This is a genomic window from Exiguobacterium sp. FD-YE-25-4, from assembly GCF_057004685.1.
Window position 1 is genome coordinate 837130 of sequence record NZ_CM168041.1, and the last position, 24238, is coordinate 861367.

The 24238-nt window shown below is 52.5% G+C and carries 25 protein-coding genes; 15 read left to right on the forward strand and 10 right to left on the reverse strand.

The genetic code is table 11. From position 1 onward, the window contains the following. The first annotated feature begins 4 nt into the window (after positions 1–4). From yhbY to AC13H5_RS04330, 5 genes are read left to right on the forward strand one after another with little or no spacing between them, the layout of a single operon-like run. On the forward strand, positions 5–301 hold the full coding sequence (gene yhbY / locus AC13H5_RS04310; RefSeq protein WP_034776635.1) for a ribosome assembly RNA-binding protein YhbY: 297 nt from the start codon (positions 5–7) through the stop codon (positions 299–301). Beyond that, on the forward strand, positions 298–867 hold the full coding sequence (locus AC13H5_RS04315) for a nicotinate-nucleotide adenylyltransferase (protein WP_214797170.1): 570 nt from the start codon (positions 298–300) through the stop codon (positions 865–867). The genes yhbY and AC13H5_RS04315 overlap by 4 nt, the downstream gene beginning before the upstream one ends. Continuing rightward, complete coding sequence (gene yqeK / locus AC13H5_RS04320; RefSeq protein ID WP_214707941.1) at positions 857–1414, forward strand: bis(5'-nucleosyl)-tetraphosphatase (symmetrical) YqeK; 558 nt, start codon at positions 857–859, stop codon at positions 1412–1414. Before AC13H5_RS04315 ends, yqeK begins: the two co-directional genes overlap by 11 nt. A gap of 10 nt (positions 1415–1424) precedes the next feature. Then, positions 1425–1772, forward strand: a complete 348-nt coding sequence (gene rsfS / locus AC13H5_RS04325; protein WP_034776639.1) for a ribosome silencing factor — start codon at positions 1425–1427, stop codon at positions 1770–1772. Then, positions 1772–2497 carry a class I SAM-dependent DNA methyltransferase gene (locus AC13H5_RS04330; RefSeq protein ID WP_483546360.1) on the forward strand — a complete coding sequence of 242 codons (726 nt, stop codon included), beginning with the start codon at positions 1772–1774 and terminating at the stop codon, positions 2495–2497. The genes rsfS and AC13H5_RS04330 overlap by 1 nt, the downstream gene beginning before the upstream one ends. 157 nt (positions 2498–2654) lie before the next feature. Here the strand turns inward: AC13H5_RS04330 and AC13H5_RS04335 are convergent, their stop codons facing one another. Continuing rightward, positions 2655–3203 (reverse strand): GrpB family protein, encoded by a 549-nt coding sequence (locus tag AC13H5_RS04335; RefSeq protein ID WP_034776643.1) that lies wholly within the window; start codon positions 3201–3203, stop codon positions 2655–2657. Between the two features lie 218 nt (positions 3204–3421). Next, complete coding sequence (locus AC13H5_RS04340) at positions 3422–3835, reverse strand: VOC family protein (RefSeq protein WP_034776645.1); 414 nt, start codon at positions 3833–3835, stop codon at positions 3422–3424. A gap of 155 nt (positions 3836–3990) precedes the next feature. Here AC13H5_RS04340 and AC13H5_RS04345 point away from each other — a divergent pair, with 155 nt between their 5' ends. From AC13H5_RS04345 to nfsA, 3 genes are all read left to right on the forward strand, one after another. Beyond that, entirely contained in the window at positions 3991–4572 is a 582-nt protein-coding gene (locus AC13H5_RS04345) for a DUF2238 domain-containing protein (RefSeq protein WP_052090087.1), read from the forward strand. A 108-nt stretch (positions 4573–4680) separates the two neighbouring features. Further along, positions 4681–6150 carry a catalase gene (locus tag AC13H5_RS04350; RefSeq protein WP_034776647.1) on the forward strand — a complete coding sequence of 490 codons (1470 nt, stop codon included), beginning with the start codon at positions 4681–4683 and terminating at the stop codon, positions 6148–6150. Positions 6151–6282: 132 nt separating this feature from the next. Then, complete coding sequence (nfsA, locus tag AC13H5_RS04355; RefSeq protein ID WP_483546361.1) at positions 6283–7032, forward strand: oxygen-insensitive NADPH nitroreductase; 750 nt, start codon at positions 6283–6285, stop codon at positions 7030–7032. Between the two features lie 22 nt (positions 7033–7054). Here the strand turns inward: nfsA and AC13H5_RS04360 are convergent, their stop codons facing one another. The 3 genes from AC13H5_RS04360 to AC13H5_RS04370 all read right to left on the reverse strand — a co-directional run bounded on the left by AC13H5_RS04360 (position 7055) and on the right by AC13H5_RS04370 (position 10006). Continuing rightward, on the reverse strand, positions 7055–8176 hold the full coding sequence (locus AC13H5_RS04360; RefSeq protein WP_483546362.1) for a redoxin family protein: 1122 nt from the start codon (positions 8174–8176) through the stop codon (positions 7055–7057). A 63-nt stretch (positions 8177–8239) separates the two neighbouring features. Further along, entirely contained in the window at positions 8240–9640 is a 1401-nt protein-coding gene (locus AC13H5_RS04365; RefSeq protein ID WP_034776653.1) for an MBL fold metallo-hydrolase, read from the reverse strand. Positions 9641–9709: 69 nt separating this feature from the next. Then, positions 9710–10006 (reverse strand): rhodanese-like domain-containing protein, encoded by a 297-nt coding sequence (locus AC13H5_RS04370; RefSeq protein ID WP_029595926.1) that lies wholly within the window; start codon positions 10004–10006, stop codon positions 9710–9712. Between the two features lie 113 nt (positions 10007–10119). Between AC13H5_RS04370 and AC13H5_RS04375 the strand changes: the two genes are divergently transcribed. From AC13H5_RS04375 to AC13H5_RS04395, 5 genes are all read left to right on the forward strand, one after another. Further along, the gene (locus AC13H5_RS04375; protein ID WP_235420128.1) at positions 10120–10491 is read left to right on the forward strand and encodes a rhodanese-like domain-containing protein; all 372 of its coding nucleotides are present in this window, start codon (positions 10120–10122) and stop codon (positions 10489–10491) included. Positions 10492–10533: 42 nt separating this feature from the next. Next, complete coding sequence (locus AC13H5_RS04380) at positions 10534–11313, forward strand: sulfite exporter TauE/SafE family protein (protein ID WP_034776656.1); 780 nt, start codon at positions 10534–10536, stop codon at positions 11311–11313. Positions 11314–11508: 195 nt separating this feature from the next. Next, a complete protein-coding gene (locus AC13H5_RS04385) occupies positions 11509–13416 on the forward strand; it encodes an LTA synthase family protein (protein ID WP_483546363.1) in 1908 nt (635 codons plus the stop codon). A 103-nt stretch (positions 13417–13519) separates the two neighbouring features. After that, positions 13520–14134, forward strand: coding sequence for a class I SAM-dependent methyltransferase (locus AC13H5_RS04390; RefSeq protein ID WP_483546364.1), 615 nt, complete (start codon positions 13520–13522; stop codon positions 14132–14134). A 22-nt stretch (positions 14135–14156) separates the two neighbouring features. Then, complete coding sequence (locus AC13H5_RS04395; protein WP_483546365.1) at positions 14157–15407, forward strand: MFS transporter; 1251 nt, start codon at positions 14157–14159, stop codon at positions 15405–15407. Between the two features lie 27 nt (positions 15408–15434). On the opposite strand, the gene AC13H5_RS04400 is transcribed toward AC13H5_RS04395, so the two are convergent. From AC13H5_RS04400 to AC13H5_RS04415, 4 genes are all read right to left on the reverse strand, one after another. Next, on the reverse strand, positions 15435–15629 hold the full coding sequence (locus tag AC13H5_RS04400) for a hypothetical protein (RefSeq protein ID WP_034776662.1): 195 nt from the start codon (positions 15627–15629) through the stop codon (positions 15435–15437). A 106-nt stretch (positions 15630–15735) separates the two neighbouring features. Continuing rightward, positions 15736–16284, reverse strand: a complete 549-nt coding sequence (locus tag AC13H5_RS04405; RefSeq protein WP_483546366.1) for a cysteine hydrolase family protein — start codon at positions 16282–16284, stop codon at positions 15736–15738. A 64-nt stretch (positions 16285–16348) separates the two neighbouring features. Continuing rightward, on the reverse strand, positions 16349–17086 hold the full coding sequence (locus AC13H5_RS04410; RefSeq protein ID WP_034776666.1) for an ABC transporter permease: 738 nt from the start codon (positions 17084–17086) through the stop codon (positions 16349–16351). Further along, positions 17064–18002, reverse strand: a complete 939-nt coding sequence (locus tag AC13H5_RS04415; RefSeq protein ID WP_034776668.1) for an ABC transporter ATP-binding protein — start codon at positions 18000–18002, stop codon at positions 17064–17066. Before AC13H5_RS04415 ends, AC13H5_RS04410 begins: the two co-directional genes overlap by 23 nt. A gap of 334 nt (positions 18003–18336) precedes the next feature. On the opposite strand from AC13H5_RS04415, the gene AC13H5_RS04420 reads away from it, so the two are divergent. Then, a complete protein-coding gene (locus AC13H5_RS04420) occupies positions 18337–21183 on the forward strand; it encodes a 2-oxoglutarate dehydrogenase E1 component (protein ID WP_483546367.1) in 2847 nt (948 codons plus the stop codon). An 18-nt stretch (positions 21184–21201) separates the two neighbouring features. Next, positions 21202–22479: a 2-oxoglutarate dehydrogenase complex dihydrolipoyllysine-residue succinyltransferase gene (gene odhB, locus AC13H5_RS04425; RefSeq protein WP_034776673.1), complete on the forward strand. Its 1278-nt coding sequence runs from the start codon at positions 21202–21204 to the stop codon at positions 22477–22479. A 40-nt stretch (positions 22480–22519) separates the two neighbouring features. Here the strand turns inward: odhB and AC13H5_RS04430 are convergent, their stop codons facing one another. Beyond that, positions 22520–24115 (reverse strand): diguanylate cyclase domain-containing protein, encoded by a 1596-nt coding sequence (locus AC13H5_RS04430; protein WP_483546368.1) that lies wholly within the window; start codon positions 24113–24115, stop codon positions 22520–22522. Positions 24116–24238: the final 123 nt, after the last annotated feature.

Genomic DNA, 24238 nt, shown 5'->3' on the forward strand with positions numbered 1-24238 from the left:
TAGTATGTTATCAGGTAAACAAAAACGCTTTTTACGTGCTGAAGCACACCACCTTTCACCGATTTACCAAGTCGGGAAAAATGGAGTCAGCGAAGCGATGTGCAAAGACATCAGCGACGCGCTCGAAAAACGTGAGCTCTTGAAAGTTCAAGTGCTCCAAAACTGTGCCGATACGCCGAAAGATGTAGCCGGTGAATTGGCTGAGGGCACGAAAGCCGAAGTCGTTCAAGTCATCGGAAAAGTCATCGTCTTGTACAAACAGGCGACTGAGAAAGAAAATCGCCAAATCAAACTCCCATGAGCCGCATCGGCCTGATGGGAGGCACGTTCGACCCGCCGCATCTCGGTCATTTGTTGATTGCCGAGCAGGCACGTGAACAGCTCGCCCTCGACGAGGTCTGGTTTCTACCGGCGGCGATCCCGCCTCACAAGGCGGGGTTCAGTCTGGCCGAGGATCGGATCGAGATGACACGACGGGCGATCGCGGACCAAGCCGATTTCAAGCTGAGCTTGATCGAGTTTGAACGCGACGAACCGTCTTACACGGTCGAGACGATGAGACGGTTGCGGGACATGTACCCAGATGACACGTTTTTCTTCTTGATCGGGGCGGACTCGCTCGAGTCGCTCGAGAAGTGGTACGATTACGACACGCTCGTGACCCTCGTCACGTTCGGGGCCGTTGCGCGTCCGGGTAGCCGCTACCGCATCCCGAGACAGGCAGATGTGCGCACAATCGATATGCCGCAACTCGAGATCTCATCGACCGATATCCGGGAACGGGCGAAACGGGACAAGTCAATCAAATATCTCGTCCCACGCGATGTCGAAACTTATATCAAGGAGCGCAACTTGTATGACGTATGAGGAAGCACAATCATTGATTGAGGCGACATTACCGGAGAAACGCTATATCCACACGCTCGGTGTCGTTGAGACGGCAGATCGGTTGGCCCGTTTATACGGTGCCGATGTGGAGCAAGCACGTCTCGCGGCGATGTTGCATGACTATGCGAAATATTTGGATAGCGATATGATGCGCCAAGTCGTGGTCGAGGAAAACCTTGACCCGAGCTTGCTTGCGTTCGATGACGAACTGCTGCATGCACCGGTCGGCGCGATTCTATTAGACCGGGCGTATGACCTTGACCCGGCCGTCGTATCGGCCATTAAGAACCATACGACCGGAGAACCAGGCATGTCACGCCTCGACCAGATTTTATTCGTCGCGGACGCGATTGAACCGAACCGGTCGTATCCGGGCGTCGACACGTTGCGTGACCTCGCGGACCGTTCGCTCGAAGCGGCCGTCGTCGCGACGTTGCGTCAGACAATCGATTATTTATTGAAGAAGTCGGTGCGAATCTTTCCACTGACGATTGAGACGTATAACCATTTTGTGAAAACACCCTAGGAGGTACAGTATGACTGTAAAAGAAGAATTAGAATTGATCGTGAAGGCCGCTGACGATAAGCGTGCCGAAGATATCGTCGTCCTCGACATGGAAGGCATCTCACCGGTCGCAGATTATTTCGTCATCTGCCACGGTAACTCAGAGAAGCAAGTCCAAGCGATCGCACGCGAAATCAAAGACGTGGCCGGCGAGCATGAGCTTCCGCTCCACAAATTCGAAGGCATGGACTCGGCACGTTGGGTGCTCGCTGACCTCGAAAACGTCGTCGTCCACATCTTCCATCGCGATGACCGCGACTACTACAACCTTGAAAAATTGTGGGCAGATGCGCCACACGTTGAAGTGGAAGTCGGCTAATGGCGTACGAAGGGTTCGCCTACGTCTACGATGAGTTAATGAAAGATGCCCCGTACGAGGACTGGATCGCCTTCGTGCGTCGCCACGTCCAAGACGGTGCATCGCTTGCTGACGTCGGATGCGGGACGGGCTCGGCCACGATTCGCTTGGCGGAACATTACGAGACGATCGGACTCGATTTATCCGAGTCGATGCTCGAAGTCGCCCAAGAGAAGGCGCTCGAGGCAGGCATCACACTCCCGCTCTGGCAACAGGACATGCGGGAGCTTGAATTGCCACACCCGGTCGACGCCGTGACGATCCTCTGTGACTCGCTCTGCTACCTCGAGGATGAGGCAGACGTCATCGACACGTTCGAGGCGGTGTACGAACAATTGAAACCGGGCGGCATGTTCATCTTCGATGTACATTCGCCGAACAAGATGCAGACGCTCTTCAATCAGAAGACGTATGCCTCGAACGGAGAAGATTGCTCGTACATCTGGTTTGCCGACCCAGGCGAAGCACCGCTCTCGGTCGTGCACGATTTGACGTTCTTTGTCGCCCTCGAAGATGGCACGTATGAGCGTGTTGAAGAGACACACGAGCAACGGACGTACGAGCCGGGGCAATATATGCAGTGGCTCATCGGGGCCGGCTTCCATGTGAAATCGGTCACCGCTGACTTCACGGACCAAGCCCCGGGCCCGAACGCAGAACGAATCTTTTTTGTCGCCCAGAAATAAACGAGACCCCATCGCGGATTAAACTGCGATGGGGTCTCGAGCTTTTAACGAATCAAATCGCAACATGCGGTCTGATTCTTTTTTTATTGATGGTTCTGCCCAAAGTGAAGCATTGCTACAGTCATGTTTGCCCAATTCGTGTTTCCGTGCCTCCAAGTCAGGTGTTTAATACTTGATTTATAAAGGCAGCTTTAGCTTGAGTATACTTTTCTCGGTCATTACGAAATTCTTTTGCTAAATGCCTTTTAAGAAGCCCATACTCTTTTACAAGCGAAGGATTGTCTCGTAATTTATCTCGAAACTCAATCTGTTTTTCCCAACGATCTTCTGTCACTTTCATGATGTTTAAATGAGCAACTCGCTTATCATTTTTTACTTTCACAAAAAATCTCCGCCAGGATTGTCCATCTAGTTCAGGTGGTACATAGTGCCAATCATGCAACGTTAACGTATCAACAATATCGTGGATTTTTTCAAACGATTCGATACTAATCATCACATCTATAATAGGTTTTGCGGGTAGACCAGGAACGGCCGTACTACCTATGTGTTCTGCTTCCTTGATGTCAAACTTTGAAAGTAAGTCGAACAACTCTCTTGTTTCTTGTAGACCTAACCGTGCCCACTGCACATTAGAATCTTCTATTTCAATAGTCTCATAAGCCCAAATCGGAATATTTGAGTGTTCGTGTTTGTCTTCTTTCATGAGTTTATCCCATCTCCCTGAAAGTTTTTTTCACTTTATACTCAGAACCTCATTTTAAAACGCGATATAGAGAACCAGATAATTTTTATCTCATATTGCTTACAGCCTTGTTTCTCCGTTCACAAGTAATTCAGTGTTGATTCATGGCCCCGTCATAATGCTAATCATAAAAAGAGTCGAAAGGCCCCATCGTAAGTAGCATGGGGTCTTTGTCATAGTCACGCCTCGTGACTGAACTGCCATTGGACACCGAACCGATCTTCGACCATGCCGTACGCCTTGCTCCAAAACGTCTCTTGGAGCGGCATGAGGACATGGCCCTCGTCTGACAAGGCCTCGAATTCGCGACGAATCGCCTCGAGGTCGTCGGTCACGACGGCGAGCGTGATGTTTTGCCCGAACGTCACCGGACCGTCCGGCATCGCGTCCGAAAACATGAGCGAAGTACCATGGACGTTCAGACGGGCATGGAGCACGAGGTCGGCCATCTCGTCTGGGACCGGTTCGCCGTCCGGTCCAGGCTGGGCTGCGAACGTCATAATCTCTGGAGCGGGCTCGCCGAACACGTCCGCATAAAATAGCACGGCGTCGCGGCAGTCACCGTTGAAGTTGAGATAAGGATTGATCGGCATGAGAGTTCCTCCTTGAATCGTTTTTTTTCAGTATGGAACATATGGACGCGTGAAGAATCCGACAAAAGCACGAATTTTCGAACTGGGTTGTTGAAATGTTCGCTGAAACGGGAATGAACAAGATGAGACATTCTAACGAAAGAAGGCGCGTTACATTGAAACTGACACGAGGACGTCTATTGGAATTCGGGTTCGTGTTGTTCATGGCAATCATTCTCATCACGTCGATCATTGAAGGGGAATGGTTTGACGCGAGCGTCGCTGGGGCGGGGATCGTGTCGGGATTGATTCCGTTCATTCTCGAGAAAACGTTCAAGACCGAGTTCGACGCCAAGATGAAAGTCGCCTATATCTTGTTCTTGTTCGCATCACAATATTTGGGCTCGATCGTCGGTTTATATTCGAACGGATGGTGGGACACGTTTCTGCACGTGTTGAGCGGCGTGTTCTTGGCGTTTCTCGGCTTCGATTTCTTAAGTCGACTTGATGAGGACATCCGGCTCGAGATGCCGAAGCGGTTCGTCTTCGTCTATATCGTTGTTTTCGCAATGGCCGGGGCAGCGCTTTGGGAAATGTATGAATTCACATCGGACTTGGTGTTGAACACGACGATGCAAGGGAACGGGAATGATGACACGATGGTCGACATCGTCGCGGGATCACTCGGAGGTATCATTGCGGCTCTCCTTGTGACCGAAATCCATCGGAAAGAACAACGTAACAAACATAAAAATTGAAAGCGATTTCAAAAACGCTCGAGTCCATCGAGCGTTTTATTTGTAATAATTATTATCTTTTAATATTATTAATCTTGTAATAATGATTATTAAGAGGAGGCAATATTAATGGATCAACACCGTCATCTAACTACTAACCAAGGCGTCCCAATCGGGGATAACGCCAACTCCATCACAGCGGGTCGTCGCGGCCCGACACTTCTCGAAGATTATCAGCTAATTGAGAAACTCGCCCACTTTGACCGTGAGCGCGTACCGGAACGGGTCGTTCATGCCCGTGGCGCCGGAGCCCACGGTGTCTTCAAAGTTAAAAATAGCATGAAACGATATACAAAAGCCAAATTTTTGCAGGAAGAGGGACAAGAGACACCAATCTTTGCTCGCTTCTCGACGGTCATTCACGGTCTCGGCTCACCAGAGACGCTTCGTGACCCACGTGGATTCTCGGTCAAGTTTTACACGGAAGAAGGGAACTACGACTTCGTCGGAAACAACTTGCCGGTCTTCTTTATCCGTGACGCCATCAAATTCCCGGATGTAATCCACTCACTCAAACCGGACCCGCGGACGAACCTGCAAGACCCAGACCGTTTCTTCGACTTCATGTCGCTCACGCCGGAATCGACGAGCATGCTCATCCACTTGTTCAGCGATGAAGGAATTCCAGCGTCATACCGTCATATGCGCGGCTCATCGGTCCATTCCTTCAAATGGGTCAATGAATACGGAAACACGGTGTACATAAAACTCCGTTGGGTCCCGAAACAAGGTATTAAAAACTTGTCGATGGAAGAAGCGGCGAAAGTGCAGGCCGAAGACTTCAACCATGCGACACGCGACTTGTTCAACGCCATCGAGGAAGGCGACTTCCCAGAATGGGATCTCTACGTCCAAATCCTCGATCCGGCCGATATGGACAACTTCGACTTCGATCCGCTCGACGCGACAAAAGATTGGTTCGAAGACGTCATCCCGTATCAGCTCGTCGGTACGATGACACTCAACAAAAACGTCGACAACTATTTTGCTGAGACGGAATCGGTCGGTTTCAACCCGGGCGTGCTCGTACCTGGGATTCAACCGTCTGAAGACAAGATGCTCCAAGGCCGCTTGTTCTCGTATTCGGACACGCAGCGTTACCGAATCGGGGCGAACTACTTGCAGCTCCCAATCAACTGCCCATTCGCACAAGTGTCGAACAATCAGCGTGATGGGGCGATGCCGTTCAAACAACAGACGAGCCCGGTCAACTATGAACCAAACCGCTATGAGGACGCACCGAAACCGGACGCGACTTATATCGAGACGGAACAACCGCTCACAGGCGTAGCCGGACGTCAAAAAATCGAGAAGACGAACGACTTCGGTCAAGCGGGTGAAGTGTACCGTCGCTACTCGGAAGAAGAGAAAACGGCGCTCGTGAACAACTTGGTGGCGCACATTAAAGAAGTCCGCCACGAGAACACGGTGCTGCTCTTGATTTGCAACTTCTACCGGGCCGACCGCGACCTCGGCGCGCGTCTCTCGGAAGCACTCAACGTCGATATCACGCCGTTCTTGAGTCAAGTGACGGAATAACTTGTCCGCAACAGAGATGCGTAGCTGCATCTCTGTTTTTGTTTTTTTACCTTAGGAGGATAAGTGGTTCGAATCTCAAAAATTGTCCCGAGCCCGTCCATATGCCAAGATAAGAAAAAAGGGGGATGTTACATGAACCAAGTCATTGACACACTACTGAACCACCGCTCCGTCCGCTCGTTCACGGACGAGACGTTGACCGACGAACAAATCCGGCTCATCGTCGAGAGCGCCCAGCGCGCCTCGACGTCGAGCTTCATCCAAGCCTATTCCATCATCGGGATGACCGACCCGGAGAAGAAAGCAAGGCTGGCCGAGATCGCCGGTAACCAGCAGTACGTGATCGACAACGGTCACTTCTTCGTCTTCTGCGCCGATTTGTATCGACATGAGTTAATCGGTGAACTACGGGAGGCCGAAGTGAATGCGACGCTCGAGACGGACGAGAAGCTGCTCGTCGCGGTCATTGATGCCGCGCTCGCTTCGCAAAATGCCGTCGTGGCCGCGGAATCGATGGGCCTCGGCATTTGTTACATCGGTGGGATTCGCAACGATATGTTCGCTGTGAAGGAACTGCTCGGTTTGCCGGAGCGGGTATTGCCTCTCTTCGGACTTGCCGTCGGTGTACCGGAGCACGTCGAAGGCCAGAAACCGCGTCTCCCGTTCGAACATATTTATCACGAGAACACGTACGTCGCAGACGTAGAACAACTGAAACAAGAACTCGATGCGTATGATGCGACGATTCACGACTACTATGCGGTCCGCGGGTCGAACCAACGAAGTGACACATGGACCGGACAGATGGGTCGGATGCTGTCGAAACCGACCCGGCTCGACGTGAAAGATTTCCTAAAGACGCAAGGCTATTTGAAGCAATGAAAAAACCGCCGGGAGGCGGTTTTTAGTTTGTCTGAGCATCGAGCCAGGCGTGGTCGATCGCCCCGAATTGCTTGGCGATGATGACCCCATTTTCATCAAGGACGTATGTTGTGGGCATCGCTTGAATCCCGTAGGCGTTACTGACGATTCCTTCCTCGTCATAGACGACCTTGAACGCATCTTCATATGGGGCGACGAACGTCCGCGCATCCTCGATGTCCCGTTCACTCGTCGTCGTATTGACGGCGACGATGGTCACATCGTCTTGTTCTCGGGCAAACTTGGCCATATCCGGCATCTCGGCCCGGCACGGAGGGCACCACGATGCCCAGAAGTTGACGACGACCCGCTCACCGCGTAAATCTTCCAAGTTGAACGGCGTCCCATCGGTTCGCTTCAACTCAAAATTCGGTGGGACTTGGCCGATGTTCAATCCGGTCTGGGACGAGTCGGCCTCGAGCCGTGGCGTCTCGTCCGGTAAGCTCGCATTGATGACGGCGAGCACGACGATGAGCCCGAGTCCGTATTGGACCGCCTTTTGAGATGGCCGTGCTACATATGTGGCGACGGCGATGAGAAGAAAGAGCGGAATGAGCCACCACAACTCGAATGTATCGGTCACAAGCGACCCGACCGACCAAATCGCGAACGCACCGACCACGGTCCAGAGTAACAATCCGAGCGTAGGACTCTGCATCCAGCGCCATGTCGTGACGAGCAGCAAGGCGATCAGGACGGCCATATAGATATGGAGCGGTTGCGGAGATGAGAGCAATGGGAGCATCCCATATTTGGGAACGACGAGCGTCACCGCAAACCAAAAGACCAAGGCCGAGAACAACCAATAGCCACGAAGGCTAGGCGTGAGCCGGAATACGAAAATAGCAATCACGGCAGCGGCAATGAGAAGCGACCACGTGCCGCCGGTCGCATAAAGGGATAAGGCCAAACTTCCCGTCGACGCGAGACCGAGGACGATCGCGCTTCCTTTCCAAGCGAGAAAGCCGGCGAACCAGGTGCCGAGGACGGCGTCGCGCTCTTTTTCCGACAAGCCGATTTTTTTAAAGCCGATGTAGAGAATAAGTAGGCTGGCCATCATAGCCAGCAAATCGAGTCGAACGTTCAATGGACCGATGGCAATCACAGAATCCCTCCTAGAGAAAAAGCGCCCAAACGAGTGGGCGCTTTCTTTGTTTGTAGTATAGCATTAGCCGATTTGTTCTGCATTGAGGACAGTCTTCATCGCGCCATAGCCACCGAGGATGTTTTGGATATCCTTGTAGCCGAGTGATTGAAGCACACTCGCGGCCATCCGTGAACGGACGCCAGATGCACAGTGAACGGCGATTGTTTGATCTGTCGGGAGACCTTCGTGGTCGCGTGCGAGTTTACCGAGTAGGATGCGCTCGGCTTTCTCGTAGTGGCTCGCGTTCCATTCCGTCGCATTCCGGACATCGAGGACGAAGACGTCACCTTTTTCTGCCGACTCGATCGCTTGTTCCGCTGTCACGTCTGTGTACGTTTCCGTCAACAGTTCTTGACCGAGTTCTTCGACTGGGACGACGAAGCGGAGACGGTCGAGACCGATCGATTGGAGGTCCGTCTGTACTTGATCGACATCTTCCGCGCTCGCGATGAGCGTGATGTCTTTGTCGAAGTTGACGAGCCAGCCGGCCCATGAGACGAACTTCGTGTTGTAAGGGATGTTGATTGTGCCCGGGACGTGCCCTTTGGCGAACTCTTCCCCTTTACGCGTATCGACGACTTGTGTTTCCTCGACGAGCGTATCGAGGCGGTCCGAACCGACGACTTCTGGACGAGCGATTTCGTTCGTGACTTGGATGCCTTCTTTGTTCACTTTTTTCATCATCGCGAAGTAGTTCGGCGGTTCTGGTTGGTCCGTCGTCAACTCTTTGATGAACGCGTCTTTGTCTGTCATTTGAAGCGCCCAGTTCGTCGCTTTCTCGTAACCGACCGTCGATGTCGGGATGGCGCCGAGCGCTTTCCCGCAGGCACTTCCGGCACCGTGGCCCGGCCAAACTTGAACGAAGTCAGGAAGATCTTTGAACTTTTTGAGCGAGTCGAACATTTGCTCGGCACCGATCGCTGTCGTTCCTTTTACACCGGCTGCTTCTTCGAGCAAGTCAGGACGACCGATATCGCCGACGAAGACGAAGTCGCCTGTGAAGATACCCATTGGTTGTGTTTGGTTTCGGTCGTAGAGCAAGAACGAGATATGCTCTGGCGTGTGACCTGGTGTATGCATGACTTCGAGTGTGACGTTACCGACTTTGAACGTGTCGCCATCTTTGACGAGTTTTGAGTCGATGTCTTTCGCGAATGCATATTTCCATGACGCGTCGCCTTCGTCTGATAGATAAGCCGTTGAACCGGTACGTTTCGCAAGCTCGAGTGAACCTGAGACGAAGTCGGCGTGGATGTGAGTCTCAGCCGTCGCGACAATCTTCATGCCTTCTTTTTCAGCTTCCTGAAGATACGGTGTGATGTTACGGGCCGGGTCGATGACGACGGCTTCGCCGGTCATTTGGCAACCGACCATATAAGATGCTTGTGCTAATTTTTGATCATAGAAATAACGTAATAACATGTGAAATACCCCCTAAGAATAGTTGACTGTAAACGATTGTCGTTTTTGAAATATATATATAGAAGATTGTTAGACTGTTTCGCCCGTCCAGCTCATCATGCCGCCATCGACGTTGATGACATCGAAGCCGAGTGAATCGAGGTAAGCCGAAGCGTTCATGCTTCGTCCGCCTGCTGCACAGATGACGTGAATCGGTTTCGAACGATCGAGCTCATCGACTTTCGCACCGAATTCAGAGAGTGGCACGTTTTTCGCTTGCTTGATGTGGCCACCTGCAAATTCGTCTGTCTCCCGAACATCAATCAAGTTGAGTGTTTCATCAGATTGAAGCAATGTTTCTAGTTCAGTTGTCGAAATGGTTTTCATGAGTCATTGATCTCCTTTGTGATTGTAGAATTTTTGAAGTGAGTTTCTTTCGTTGTTTTTAATATACCCCCTGAGGTATACTGAATGCAAGAAAAAGAATCGGAGGTCGAAAATTGAAGAAATTAATGCTGATTTTATCGATTTTGGTGCTGGTGACGATCGGAATCGTTCTTTTCACGTCCAAAGAGACTGGAATTACAAAAATCGACGTCGAAACACTACAAAACAGATTGGAAAACGAAGAAATAACCTTGTTAGACGTCCGAGAAGTGGACGAATACGAGGGGGGGCATATCGAAGGAGCGGTGAACGCACCACTTTCTTCATTAAATGAAACCGAATTGCCTTATCCGAAAGATGAACCGATCTATGTCATCTGCCGGAGCGGAAATCGAAGTGCCCAAGCGGCACAACTGTTGAAAGAACGTGGCTACACTGAAATTTATGATGTCTCGGGCGGCATGATTGCCTGGGAACAAAAATAAAAACTTACTTATTATATAGGGTAGGGAATTGGAGGAATTGATATGGAATTTGGATTTATCATCACCATCTTTTTGATCGGCTTTATCGGGTCGTTCATTTCAGGGATGGTCGGAATTGGCGGATCGATTATTAAATATCCGATGTTGTTGTATATTCCACCGCTCCTCGGCTTCGCGGCGTTCAGCGCCCACGAAGTATCGGGGATCAGCGCGATTCAAGTCTTCTTCGCGACGATCGGCGGAATTTACGCATACCGGAAAGGCGGTTATTTGAACAAACAGCTCATCTTGTATATGGGTGTCGCCGTCTTGATCGGGAGTTTCATCGGCGGCTACGGCTCGACGCTCTTGTCTGAGAACTTGATTAACGTCGTTTATGCCGTGCTCGCAACCATTGCGACAATCATGATGTTCTTACCGAAAAAGAATGTCGAGGATGTTCCGCTCGACCAAGTCACATTCAATAAAGTGATCGCATCGAGCTCGGCGTTCATCGTCGGTGTGGCAGCAGGGATCGTCGGGGCAGCAGGAGCGTTCATCTTGATGCCGATCATGCTCGTCGTGCTCCGGATTCCAACGAAGATGGCGATCGCGAGTTCGCTTGCCATCACGTTCATCTCGTCAATCGGTTCGACAGCGGGGAAAATCATCACCGACCAAATCGTGTGGGAACCAGCCGTCATCATGATCATCGCGAGTTTAATCGCGGCACCGCTCGGCGCGAACGTCGGCAAGAACATGAAGACGAAGTCACTTCAAATGATTTTGGCGCTCCTGATTTTAGCGAGTACAGTAAAAATTTGGATGGACATCATCGGTTAATCGAATCAATGTTAAATGGCTACCGAGGCGACTTGGTAGCCTTTTTTGTGTAAAGACTGCAATGGAATTGTTAAGTTTATGTATAGTTGTAAACGTCAATTAGTTGAATCGGGTTCACAAGAACGTTAAAATAGAGGCTATACGTCTAAAAAGAAAATGAACCTTTCACTTGAATTGCATATAAGGAGTGTTTACATGAATCACACGAATCAACCGAAAGGAAGAATGGACCGATTCCGCCAAGCGGCGCTCGACTCGTTCAAAACACATCGTCTGTTCTGGGTGTTCACCATCTTGTTATGGACGAAGTCGCTGATCGCGTATCAGTTCTTCTTCAACATGCCGGCCGAGAATGCGGTCCAGGCATTTATTCTCATCATCAACCCGCTCAGCTTCACGTTGTTCTTGTTCGCCTTCAGCTTCTTCTTCGGGGGAAATAAGAGGAAGTGGGCGCTTTATAGTCTATATCTCGTCTCCTCGCTCATCTTGTTCGCGGATACGACCTATTACCGTGAGTTCACGGATTTCTTGACCGTACCAGTCCTATTCCAATCGTCGAACATGGAGACGCTCTCGTCGTCATTCCTCTCGCTTCTCGAATGGAAAGACTTGCTCTTGTTAGGTGATCTCGTCGTGCTCCCGTTCCTACTATGGAAAATGAAAGAGACGAGCCAAGCGTCACAGCGGCGCGTCTTGATCACATTTACGGCAGCCGCCGCCATGTTCGGGTTCAACCTCGTCCTTGCGGAAACGGAGCGTCCAGAGTTACTCACGCGCTCGTTCGACCGGGAACTGTTGGTCAAAAACTTAGGAACGTTCAACTTCCACGTCTACGATGCCATGCTTCAAACGAAGACATCGGCCCAAAAAGCGCTCGCGGACGGTTCTGAACTGGATGAAGTCGAGAACTTCACACGTCAGAACTATGCGGCGCCGGACCCGGAGATGTTCGGGAAGTATAAAGGCAAGAACGTTGTCGTCGTCTCGTTCGAGTCGGCTCAAAACTTCACGCACAACATGAAAGCGTCGAACGGCGAGTACATCACGCCAAACTTGAACAAACTGATCGAAGAATCCCACTACTGGCCGAACTATTACCATACGACCGGCCAAGGGAAGACGTCAGATGCCGAGTTCGCACTCGATAACTCGCTCTATGGCCTCTCACGTGGAGGAGTCTACTTCACGAACGCCGATAACGAATACAACGCGTTACCAGAAGTCATCAAAGATGACAATTACTACTCGGCCGTGTTCCACGCCAACAACAAGTCGTTCTGGAACCGCGACCAGATGTATCAAAACATCGGCGTCGACAAGTTCTTTGACGAAGCCAGCTACGACCTCGGGAACCCTGAGGATATGACGGAGTGGGGTCTGCTCGATGATGAGTTCTTCCGCCAATCGGTACCGATGCTCGAAGAGCTGCCGGAACCGTTCTATGCGAAGTTCATCACGCTGACGAACCATTTCCCGTACACAATGCCGAGTGAGAAGCACGAGCTCGTCCCGAAATTTGAGACGAACTCGACGACGCTCAACAACTTCCCGCAGGCGCTCGCGTATCAAGATTACGCGCTCGGGTTGTTCATTGACGAGTTGAAGGCGAACGGTATGTGGGATGACACAATCTTCGTCGTCTACGGTGACCATTACGGCATCTCGACGAACCATAACGACGCGATGGCCGACCTGCTCGGGAAAGACGAGTTGACGCCATACGACGTCGCCAAGCTCCAATCGGTCCCGTTCGCGGTCCACTTACCGGGACAAGCCAAGGGCGAAGTACATGACACGATCGGCAGTCATGTCGACATGAAACCGACGATCCTTCACTTGCTTGGAATCGATACGTCAGAACAGGTCGGATTCGGGAACGACTTGTTCTCGAAAGAGCATTATGACCGCGCCATCTTCCGTGATGGAACGGTCGTGACGCAAGACCATCTGTTCACGCAGTCGATGTGCTATGACGCCAAGACTGGCGAAGTCGCAGAAGACGGTGAGGCGTGTACACCACTTGAATCAGAAGCGAACAAAATCCTCGAGATGAACGATCAGCTCATCTATTCAGATTTACTCCGCTTCAAACAAGCTCAATAATGAAGAGAGAAAAGATTGGAAACAGTCTTTTCTCTTTTTTTGTGGTCGTCGCGCCTTAGGAAGACTAAGATGAAAGAAGTGCACATCAGAAAAGGAGAACGAGATGACATTAGATTATACGGGAGAACGGGTCATCCCAGATCGCATGGACCCGCTGAACGGCTTGTTGCTTGAACATATCGCGCGTTACCATTTCGCCCTCTTATACATGAACGGACGCGTCCTCGATTTTGCGAGCGGGAGCGGATACGGCAGTCAATTGATCGCCAAGAACTTGAAGGGGACCGTGACCGAGGTCGTCGCGCTCGACTTGTCAGAAGAGGCGACGCGCTATGCGAAAGGCCGCTATCACCATCCGAACGTGGCCTATGTAGTAGGCGACGTGTTAGACCGGACGTTGCCGGAGAAACTCGGGACGTTCGACTGCATCGTCAGCTTCGAGACGATTGAACACGTGACCGACTATGAGGCGTTCATGGCGAACGTGTGGCAACTCTTGAAGCCAGGGGGCATCTTGGTGTTATCGACGCCATTCGGGCAAGGGGTCGGGCAACCGACGAATGAACCGTTCCATGCCCACCAGTTCACCGAGGCCGAGTTTGAGGAATTATTTACGTCATTCACGTCGACCGAATTTTATTATCAACGAGGTGTGCTCGTCGAACCGAAACGGGCGACCCGCCATTATCCGATTGGAATCGTGATCGCGGTGAAATAGTAAAACGGGGAGGGGGAGTAAGATGGGGAAAGTTAAAAAACCATCCTATTATGGATGGTACATGGTCATGATCGCGGGGCTCGGCGTCTTTTTCTCGGGTCCCGGTCAGACGTATTTCATCTCAGTGTTTATCGATCAATACATAACCGACTTCGGTTGGTCGCGTTCAGAAGTGTCGAGCATCTATTCGGCGGCGACGCTCGCTTCAGCGGCATGTCTGTTCTTCGTCGGGCGGTTGATTGACCGGCTCGGGCAACGTGTCATGATGGTCTTAGCATCGATTCTCTTAGCCGTCGCCTGTCTGTTCAATAGTTATGTGGTGAACTTGACGATGCTCTTCTTCGGGATTTGGATGCTCCGTTTATTTGGACAAGGCTCGATGACACTCATTCCGAACACGCTCGTTCCGCAATGGTTCATCACGAAACGCGGGCAAGCGCTCAGTTATATGGCGATTGGTGGTTTCTTGAGTTCGGCTGTCTTTCCTCCGCTCAACGTTTGGCTCGTCGGTTTGATCGGCTGGCAGACGACGTGGCAAGTGTGGGGACTCCTCGTGTTCGTCTTGTTCACGCCGCTCGCTTACCGCTTCGTCCGCAATCGACCGGAGGATATGGGGTTGTTGCCGGATGGCGGGACGAACCCACACCCGAGTCCAAAGACGGCAGGTGCACCGATTCATGTCGACATCGACTTCACGTTCAAAGAAGCGCTCAAGACACGGGCGTTTTGGCTGATTCTCTCGTGTATCGGGATTCCGGCGCTCGTTAACACGGCCATCACGTTTCATCTGATTTCGATTTTTGAAGAGCAAAGTCTGCCTCCTGTCACGGCGGCACTCGTCTTAAGTTTGATGGCGATCCTTGGGTTTCCGGTGACGTTCATCGCTGGACGAATCATCGATGTCGTGAAAATCAATTACGTGCTCATCGGGATTTTCGTCACCGAAATCGTCTTCATGGTTATCTTGCAGTATACAACGACGTTCTCGCTCGCCATTCTCTTCGGGGTCATTTGGGGGATCAGCAACGGTTTTGAACGCATCGCCTTGAATTACGTCTGGCCGTATTACTTCGGTCGCGCCGCGCTCGGCAGCATCAGCGGGCTGGCGACGTCTGTCATGGTGCTCGGTTCTGCGGTCGGCCCGCTTCCGTTCGGGATTGCCTACGACCTGCTCGGGAATTATGAGATGATCATTTGGTATTCGCTCGTCTTCCCGCTCATTGGTATCGTAGCTGCCGCTTTGGCGGTGAAGCCGACACTCGTCCGCTCGTGATGACACAAAAAATCCCGATGAACGAAGTCATCGGGTAATGAAATAGTATAACAGGCCGAGCGCCACGAAGGAGATCGGGAACAGGACGATATACGTCCACGACACCATCGACCAGCTTTTCTTTTGACTGTAGTCTGATTTGTCTTTCCCGAGTCCGACCATGATCGTAAAAATGAGGGCAATCAAGCAAACGAGTAACGATAATCCGATTGTGAGATACATATTGTCACATCCTTCTTTGTTTCTTCATATATCAAGCATAGCTGAAAACGTAACGAAAAAGCCTCTGAAATGTTGGGATTCTGTGTCCAACAGTCAGAGGCTTTTATCACACCTGGGTATCTTTTATATATGTGTCGGCATCATCGATTGGAATGCCAAGCGCCTCGTGGATGACGGTCAAGGCGCTGTCGTTGCGCTTGTCCGTCTCGGCGGCGACACAGTCGCGCGGGACGTGGAGCTCATACTCACGCATATAGCCGTCATTCGCCGAGAACAGGATACAGATATCCGAGGCGACACCGGTCAGGACGAGTGATGTGACGTCAAGTTGACGCAACAAGATGTCGAGCTGTGTCCCGTAAAACGTCGAGTGCCTTGGTTTGATGATGAAATACTCTTTGTCTTCCGGCGCAATCCGCTTGGCGATGGCGCTGCCTTTTGAAGACTCGACGTGCCGGATGATATCCTCGGTGCTGTATTTCCACTGCCCAAAGTTATCGTTGCAGTAGATGACCGGCAAGTCGTTCTCTTTAAAGTGACGTTTCAGTTTCAAAATCGGGTCGACAATCGGCTCCGTATGTCGAAACAGGTCGTCCCCACCGACGAAATCGAAGTCGTTAAACAGATCGATGATGAGTAACGCCGTCTTTGGCATCGTGGTCCCTCCATTCAAAGAAGTCTCTGTATAGGAAGTACCACACTCGTTCAGACGTTAATCGTCATTCAGCAAACGTTTTGCTGCGGAACATGAACGCCGTGATGATATAGAAGGCGACGATGTGAATCAAGACGTAGAACGCCGAGAACCAAATCGTCACGTCCATCGTCTCCATGAAACCTGGGCTTTGGTAGTAGATCGACAAGTCCGTGTGTAGGAAGACGATCCATTTGGCGATGGCCGGTTTCCACGCGATGAGAAGACCACCGATCATCGTCGAGACGAAGTTTGCGAGCACGGTGAAGCCGATCACGACCCCGACCGATTTGAAGACGACCGAGAACATGAGCGTCAAGAAGATGACGAACACGCCGCTCGAGACGCTAAGCAGGACATTGCGGAACTGCTCGAGCGTCAACTCCCCGTCGAGCGTCAACGCAAAACCGTACGTGACGGCAAGGATGAACACGAACTGGGCGAGCATGATGAGAAGGGCGGCCACAAGTTTCGACAGTAAAATTCGATCGCGCGAGTAAGGGCTCATGAGTAAATGCTTCAACGTATCAAATTTCAACTCGTTCCCAATCATCTCAGCGGTGAAGACGATCGTGAAGATGCCGAGGAACGTCATCGCCGCCATCGTCGCATAGTTGACGAACGTTTCCGCGTCACCTGGGTTGTTGCCGCTCCGGACGATGAAGTACGTTAAGACGATGATCCCAGTGTACATACCGAGTGCGACGAGCGGTTTAATCGTACGTCGCCATTTCATGAACTCATTGGCTAGTAATGAACGCATTGTTCGTGCCTCCTTCTTTTTTCGTCAATTTCAAGAACTGTTCTTCAAGTGTCTCGTGTTTCATCCCGATCTGATAGACGGCGATGTCACGTTCGACGAGATGTTTCAACAAATGCGGGATATCGGTTTCCGGACGCGGGACGATGAACGTCTCAGCTGACTGTTGAATGATTTTCACATCATCAAAAGCGAGTGCGACGACATCGAGCGCTTCGTTCATCTGCTCGCGGCCGACTTTACAGAGGATGACACTCTCCGTCTTGGCCTCACCGTCTCCGCCTTGGACCGACTTGATTTGTCCTTGATCGATGATGGCGAACCGGTCGGTGATCAGTTCCATCTCGCTCAATAAGTGACTCGAGATGAGGATGGCGATGCCGCGGTGGTCGGCTAAATGCCGTAAGTAGTTGCGCAAATCAGCGATGCCTGCTGGGTCGAGACCGTTTGTCGGCTCGTCGAGGATCAATACTTTCGGGTTATGGAGCAGGGCACGGGCGATGCCGAGTCGCTGTTTCATCCCGAGTGAGTATTGTTTCACTTTCATATCGAGCTTTGTCTCAAGTCCGACGAGGGCACCGAGGGCGTTCAAGTCGACTTTCTTTAGACCAGGAATCAAGTTCATCGCGTGAATCAGGTTCTCGCGGCCCGTCAAATACGGATAGAAGGCCGGGTTTTCGACGATGGCACCGATGCGACTGAGCGCTTGTTGGCGTTCTGTCGAGACGTCGAATCCGTCGACGGTCACTTTGCCGTGTGTTGCTGGCATGAGGCCGGTGATAATACGAATCGTCGTCGTCTTCCCGGCGCCGTTCGGGCCGAGGAAGCCAAAGATTTCTCCGGGCGTGACGTCAAAACTGACATTCGTCAGGACGTTCGTCTGGCCCATTTTCTTGTGTACATTTTGTACGGATAACATAGGGTCACCTTGCTTTCGTTGAGAGTATTTTCCAACTGGACACCCTTATATACGGACTGGATTGAAACAAGGTTTCACCTTTTTTTGAAACTGTTGAAACAAAGCGTTGATTTCACAATTAGTTGATAAGGAAAACTTATTGAAATAGTATGGACGAATTGTGAATTTGAAAGGGTCTTTCCACAGGGAAAGGTGTAGTATGAAGAGGAGAGAAAGAGGCAAGATTTGGCTCTTTTTGCAGGACGAATCAGATGGATGAACTGCTTCGTGCTTAATGTTAAAATGAAAGCGTTCACACATCGGACGCACAGGAACGGATAGGGGGATTTATTCAATGGGAGAGTCGTCGAACGGTCGCAAAGAAGTGCAAGCATTTTATGGTCCAAACTTAGGCTACATCGTTGAATTATATGAGCAATACGTGGAAGACCCAGAATCGGTCGACGCGGAGACGCGTCAATACTTTGACGAACACGGGGCACCGGAAGCGAGCGCGCCTGTCGCGCCGGCTGCATCGTTTGATTTAGAGAAAGTCGTGGCAGCGACACGGTTGGTCAATGATATCCGGGCACTCGGCCATAAAGCGGCCGATATCTATCCGCTCAAAGACCACCCGCGCGAACACGGCTTGTTTGCGTTTGACCGTTACGGATTGAGTGAGGCCGACCTCGAGCAAGTACCGGCTCACTTGTTGTCGGAAGACGTGCCAAAACCGGGCGCGAACGCGCTCGAACTCGTTCGTCATTTGCTTGACGTCTATACGGGCACGGTTGCCATCGAGCTCCGCCACTTAGACGATATGGAAGAGAAGCGTTGGATTCGCCGCCGCATCGAGCAAGGCGCATTGAAAGCGAAGTACTCGAAGAACGAAAAAATCGAGCTCTTCCAGCGTCTAGCCGAGACAGAGTTGTTCGAGTCGTTCCTTCATAAAACATACGTCGGACAAAAGCGCTTCTCGATCGAAGGGCTCGACGCGATGGTGCCGCTCCTTGACGCCATGGTCGGCGGCCTCATCTCGAGCGGGTCAGAACATATCAATATCGGGATGGCCCACCGCGGACGCTTGAACGTGCTCGCGCACGTGCTCGGCAAACCGTACGAGATGATCTTCGCCGAGTTCCAACACGCCCCGAACAAAGAGTTGATCCCGTCGGAAGGATCGATCGGCATCAATTTCGGTTGGTCTGGCGACGTCAAATATCACCTCGGTCTCGACCGCAGAGTGTTAGAAGAGAAGAAAGAGGTCCGTTTGAACCTCGCCAATAACCCGAGTCACCTTGAGTTCGTTGGTTCGGTCGTCGAAGGGTATACGCGCGCCGCGCAAGACGACCGCTCAGAAAAAGGGATGGCGGTCCAACATGACGACAAGGCCGCATCGATCTTGATTCACGGAGACGCCGCGTTCCCAGGTCAAGGAATTGTCGCCGAGACGCTCAACATGACGAACTTGCAAGGCTATCGTACAGCGGGGACGGTCCATGTCATCGCCAACAACACGATCGGCTTCACGACTGACCCGAGCGACTCGCGCTCGACACGTTATGCGAGCGATATCGCCAAAGGCTATGAGATTCCAGTGTTCCACGTTAATGCGGACGACCCGGAAGCGTGTGTCGCCGTCGCCAAACTGTGCAGCGAGTATCGTGCCAAGTTCCATAAAGACATCCTCGTCGACTTGGTCGGTTACCGCCGCTACGGTCATAACGAGATGGATGAACCGATGAACACGAACCCGGTGCTCTATAAAGCCATCAAAGAACACCAATCGGTCCGTCACGTCTACGCAGACGTGCTCGAAGCGGAAGGCGTCATGTCGAAAGAAGACAAGGCGACGATCGAACAGTCGATCGAGGATCGTCTCAAGTCGGCCCGTGACCTCGTCCCGGCCGAAGAAGAAGATGCCGACATCGTCTTGCCGGAAGCGGTCCATAAAGGCTTCCCGTTCGTCGAGACGGGCGTGGAACGTGATGTGCTCCAACAATTGAACGACGAATTGCTCGTCTGGCCGGAAGGCTTCGGCGTGTTCCATAAACTTCAAAAAGTGCTTGACCGTCGCCGTGACGCGTTCGCGGACAATGGGAAAGTCGACTGGGGCCATGCTGAGACGCTCGCCTATGCCTCAATCATCTCGGACGGCACGCCGATCCGCTTGAGCGGGCAAGATTCAGAGCGCGGAACGTTCGCGCAGCGTAACATCATGTTGAACGATGTCGAGACAGGCAAGAAGTTCTCGCCGCTCCATCACTTGTCGACGGCGAACGCCTCGTTCTCGGTCCACAACAGCCCGCTCTCAGAAGGCTCGGTACTTGGTTTCGAATACGGATATAACGTGTTCGCCCAAGATACGCTCGTCCTATGGGAAGCACAGTACGGTGACTTCGCCAACTCGGCGCAAGTCATGTTCGACCAGTTCATCTCGGCCGGTCGCGCCAAGTGGGGCCAAAAATCAGGTCTCGTCATGCTGTTGCCGCACGGCTATGAAGGCCAAGGTCCTGAGCACTCGAGTGCCCGGATGGAGCGTTACTTGACGCTCGCCGGAGAGAAGAACTGGACGGTCGCGAACTTGTCGACGGCCGCACAGTACTTCCACATCTTGCGTCGCCAGGCGAAGATGCTCGGCACGGAACAAGTTCGTCCGATGATCATCATGACTCCGAAGAGCCTGCTTCGTCATCCGCTTGCAGCCTCATCGGTCGATGAACTGTCCGACAACAACTTCCGTCCGATCATCGAACAAGTTGGTCTCGGTGAGAATCCGGAGCAAGTCGAACGTCTCGTCTTCTGTTCAGGGAAGATGGCAATCGATTTGCAAGAAGCGACGATGAAGTCAGAGGAGTCACTCGACTTCCTGCACATCATCCGTGTCGAAGAAATTTATCCGTTCCCGGTCCGTGAGATCCGTGAATTGATCAGCCGCTATCCGAACGCGAAAGAGATCGTCTGGGTCCAAGAAGAGCCGAAAAACATGGGGGCATGGACGTACATCGAGCCTCGTCTCGAAGCGGTCACATCGAACCGATTGAACGTCCGCTACGTCGGCCGCCGCCGCCGTTCGAGCCCGGCCGAAGGAAATCCGACGGCCCATAAACAAGAACAAGCACGCATCATCCGTGAAGCCATCTCACGTGACGCCGTCTCGGCTGCTGCCGGCACGAGCACATATCAAAAAGATCGTAAATAAGTTAAGGGGGAACTCATTGTGATCGAAATCAAAGTACCGGAATTAGCAGAGTCCATTACGGAAGGAACGGTCGCGTCTTGGCTCAAACAGCCAGGCGACCACGTTGAAAAAGGGGAAGCCATCGTCGAACTCGAGACGGACAAAGTCAACATCGAAGTGCCGGCCGATGAGTCGGGCACGCTCGACGAGCAATTGGCGGCCGAAGGAGACACGGTCCAAGTCGGACAAGTGATCGCTCGCCTCAGCTCAGGTTCGGGTGGCGGTACGGCTGTCGCGACGAAGACAAAAGCAGAAGCGGCGACAGAGACAGCTCCGGCACCAGCCGAGACGAAAACAGAGGAAGTCGGCGAAGCGAAGAAAGTCGAACGCCGTGAAGAACACGTGGCGAGCCCAGGCAAAGGACCGATCGCGACACCGGCGGCCCGTAAACTGGCCCGTGAGAAAGGCATCGACTTGTCGGCCATCCAAACGAACGACCCGATCGGCCGCATCAACGTCCATGATGTGACGAACCACGAGTCGAAACCGGCACCGGCACAAGCACCACAAGCGCCAAAAGCACCGGCAGCAGCACCGCAGCCGGCAGCGAGCGGCAAAGATGAAGAGCGCATCAAAATGACGCGTCGTCGTCAAACGATTGCCAACCGCCTCGTCGAAGTGCAACAGACGGCAGCGATGTTGACGACGTTCAATGAAATCGATATGTCGGCCGTCATGGCGCTCCGCAAACGTCGCCAAGAGAAGTTCGTCAAAGATAACGACGTCAAACTCGGCTTCATGTCGTTCTTCACGAAAGCGGCCGTCGCGGCGCTCAAACGGATGCCATACTTGAACGCTGAGATTCAAGGCAACGAGATCGTCTTGAAGAAATACTATGACATCGGCATCGCCGTGTCGGCTCCGGACGGCCTCGTCGTCCCGGTCGTCCGCGAAGCGGATCGCAAAAACTTCGGTGAGATCGAGAAAGACATCTTGCACCTCGCCGATAAAGCCCGCAACAACAAGCTCGGGTTGAGCGACCTCACAGGTGGCACGTTCACGATCACGAACGGTGGCGTCTTCGGCTCACTCTTGTCGACACCGATCTTGAACGGACCACAAGTCGCCATCCTCGGGATGCACTCGATTCAACTCCGTCCGATTGCCATCGACGCGGAAACGATGGAGAACCGTCCGATGATGTACGTGGCCCTCTCGTATGACCACCGCATCGTCGACGGTCGTGAGGCTGTGACGTTCCTCAAACACATCAAAGACATGATTGAAGACCCAGAACAATTGTTGTTCGAAGCGTAATACAAGCAGGTCCATGCCGACGAACGGCATGGACCTTTTCTTATGCGATGAGCGTCTCATCGAGCGTGATTTGATTTTTTCCGTTCGCTTTGGAGCGGTAGAGCGCCTGGTCCGCCCGTTCGATGGCGGCGTGCGGCACCGTTTCTGTCTGCCAGAGCGAGGCGCCGATACTGGCCCCGACGCTTGTCGTCCCGCTTTCAATGGTGATCGGTTTGGATAGGGACGCGATAATGTCTTCGCCGATGCGTGTGATGGAGTGTCCGTTCTGTCCGTTCCGTTCGAACAAGAGGAAGAACTCGTCACCGCTCAAACGGACCGGATAGGACCCATCGAGCGTCACTCGTTTCAATCGCTCGGCAATCTTAATCAAGACGTCATCCCCGGCGGCGTGCCCGTATGTATCGTTGATCGCTTTGAAACCGTCGAGATCGATATAGAAACAGACGTATTCGTTCTTTGTCGCCTGGGCTTCGTTCAAATAGTGACGAAGCGCCGTCCGATTGGCGAGCCCGGTCAAAACGTCGCGATGGGCGAGCGACTCGTAATGGACCCGTTCCGTCTCGGATTCGGTGAGTGACGTGACGAGCGATTCTAAGGCGAAAGCGAGCGACTCGATCTCATGAATCCCTGATTGGTGTGGGAACGTCTTCGCTTTGCCTTGTTTCATGAGGGCTGCCGTCTCGGTGATCCGTTTTAGCGGCCGGGTCACGACTGAGGCGAGGAGCCAACCGAGGATGGCCGTCACGAACGAGGCGATGAGCCCGATCGATAAGATGTTTCGCTCGAGTGAGGCGACCGGGGCGAAAGCGACCTCGGCCGGTTGGCGAACGACGACACTCCAGTCGAGGCCGGCGTAATCTTCATACCCTTCCCCGGTGGCGACGCCGGTCAAATAGGATTTTCCGTCCGCCCACGTGTCGACGTGCCATCCGTCGTCTAGTTTCGTCGGGAGCGGTTTCCCGACGAGATGGTCCGGGCCGAGCAACACGGTGTTGTCGCGTCCGCTGACGACGAATAGGTCGGTATACTCGGACTGATGGTGGAGCGTCCGGTTGAAGTGGCGGAGCACTTCCTTCCCCCATTCCCAACTGAGGTGAGTCGCGAGCACGCCTTGGAAGGCCCCGTCACGGAACAGCGGGACACTGATGTCGACGAACTGAAGGACTTCACCGGTCGGGTTCGGCAACAGCTCCGCGAGCAATACGGCCTCGTGGACATCCCCGATGAACGGCTCATCCTGGGCTTCTAGAAAGACAGGGCGTTCGCTGATTGAAGCGCCTTCTAATATTCCATTCGTCGAAGCGACGACGTTCCCCGACGCATCGGTCACGCCCATCCATGAGAAAGCGGGGATGTTCGTTTGGACCTGGTCGAGCAGGGCCCGGCTCGAGGCGGGTTCGTTCAAGGCGTCGAGTCCTTGGAGCAATTGGATTTCTTGATAGCGCGACCACATGTAGAAGTCGAGCTTATCGACGAGCTGGTGCGACGTCATCGACAACCGTTCCCCGATCTCTGCTTCAAGCGAGGCGGCGGAGCGTTGGCTGGTCATGTACGTTAGCGTGATGGTGAGCAAAAAGACGAGTGTGGCGATGCTGAGCGCCAAGATCAGGCCGAGGCGCATCGAAAATGATTTCATGAACAAATTCCTCCTACAGTGACAATCTCCACTCTGTTCATCGTCATCTTTGCCGTGACATGAAGCGAAGTTACGAAAAAACAAGGGTGATTTCGTGGAAACAGATAGCGCTTTCGTTATAAT

Coding starts and splice junctions, on each gene's coding strand:
- AC13H5_RS04335 (WP_034776643.1), bottom strand. CDS start 3,203: ATGAAAGAAGACAAACACGAACACTCAAATATTCCGATTTGGGCTTAT.
- AC13H5_RS04315 (WP_214797170.1), top strand. CDS start 298: ATGAGCCGCATCGGCCTGATGGGAGGCACGTTCGACCCGCCGCATCTC.
- AC13H5_RS04410 (WP_034776666.1), bottom strand. CDS start 17,086: ATGCGTTCATTACTAGCCAATGAGTTCATGAAATGGCGACGTACGATT.
- AC13H5_RS04340 (WP_034776645.1), bottom strand. CDS start 3,835: ATGCCGATCAATCCTTATCTCAACTTCAACGGTGACTGCCGCGACGCC.
- rsfS (WP_034776639.1), top strand. CDS start 1,425: ATGACTGTAAAAGAAGAATTAGAATTGATCGTGAAGGCCGCTGACGAT.
- yhbY (WP_034776635.1), top strand. CDS start 5: ATGTTATCAGGTAAACAAAAACGCTTTTTACGTGCTGAAGCACACCAC.
- AC13H5_RS04430 (WP_483546368.1), bottom strand. CDS start 24,115: ATGAAATCATTTTCGATGCGCCTCGGCCTGATCTTGGCGCTCAGCATC.
- AC13H5_RS04350 (WP_034776647.1), top strand. CDS start 4,681: ATGGATCAACACCGTCATCTAACTACTAACCAAGGCGTCCCAATCGGG.
- yqeK (WP_214707941.1), top strand. CDS start 857: ATGACGTATGAGGAAGCACAATCATTGATTGAGGCGACATTACCGGAG.
- AC13H5_RS04420 (WP_483546367.1), top strand. CDS start 18,337: ATGGGAGAGTCGTCGAACGGTCGCAAAGAAGTGCAAGCATTTTATGGT.
- AC13H5_RS04405 (WP_483546366.1), bottom strand. CDS start 16,284: ATGCCAAAGACGGCGTTACTCATCATCGATCTGTTTAACGACTTCGAT.
- AC13H5_RS04330 (WP_483546360.1), top strand. CDS start 1,772: ATGGCGTACGAAGGGTTCGCCTACGTCTACGATGAGTTAATGAAAGAT.
- nfsA (WP_483546361.1), top strand. CDS start 6,283: ATGAACCAAGTCATTGACACACTACTGAACCACCGCTCCGTCCGCTCG.
- AC13H5_RS04385 (WP_483546363.1), top strand. CDS start 11,509: ATGAATCACACGAATCAACCGAAAGGAAGAATGGACCGATTCCGCCAA.
- AC13H5_RS04400 (WP_034776662.1), bottom strand. CDS start 15,629: ATGTATCTCACAATCGGATTATCGTTACTCGTTTGCTTGATTGCCCTC.
- AC13H5_RS04380 (WP_034776656.1), top strand. CDS start 10,534: ATGGAATTTGGATTTATCATCACCATCTTTTTGATCGGCTTTATCGGG.
- AC13H5_RS04370 (WP_029595926.1), bottom strand. CDS start 10,006: ATGAAAACCATTTCGACAACTGAACTAGAAACATTGCTTCAATCTGAT.
- AC13H5_RS04365 (WP_034776653.1), bottom strand. CDS start 9,640: ATGTTATTACGTTATTTCTATGATCAAAAATTAGCACAAGCATCTTAT.
- AC13H5_RS04395 (WP_483546365.1), top strand. CDS start 14,157: ATGGGGAAAGTTAAAAAACCATCCTATTATGGATGGTACATGGTCATG.
- AC13H5_RS04390 (WP_483546364.1), top strand. CDS start 13,520: ATGACATTAGATTATACGGGAGAACGGGTCATCCCAGATCGCATGGAC.
- AC13H5_RS04415 (WP_034776668.1), bottom strand. CDS start 18,002: ATGTTATCCGTACAAAATGTACACAAGAAAATGGGCCAGACGAACGTC.